Genomic DNA, 364 nt, shown 5'->3' on the forward strand with positions numbered 1-364 from the left:
GGTGTACGGCACCGGCGGCTTCGCCTACGGTTCGGGCGGCGGTCGTGACTTCGGTCTGACCAACCGCAGCCGTGACGATTTCCAGACCGGCTGGGCTGCCGGCGGCGGTATCGAGTACGCGCTTCCCACCGACTCGTTCCTGAACTTCTTCAAGTCCTCGGCCGTGACGCTGAAGATCGAAGGTCTGTACGTGAACCTCGACCGCGGCAACCGCAACAACGGTGTCTTCGCCGTCAACAACGCCGGTCAGGAAGTCAGCGTCACCAGCCCGGGCGTCGTGCTCGCCAGCGGCGGCCGCCAAGTGCGCGACACCGAGTTCGCCGTCGTCCGCGCCGGCCTGAACTACAAGTTCGGCTCCTACTAG

The 364-nt window shown here is 65.7% G+C and carries 1 pseudogene; it reads left to right on the plus strand.

The window, feature by feature from the left end:
* Window positions 1-364: pseudogene (locus tag ASF20_RS24820) on the plus strand (porin family protein); the annotation flags it as partial.

Origin of the sequence: Methylobacterium sp. Leaf88 (assembly GCF_001422795.1) — a bacterium.
GTDB lineage: Bacteria > Pseudomonadota > Alphaproteobacteria > Rhizobiales > Beijerinckiaceae > Methylobacterium.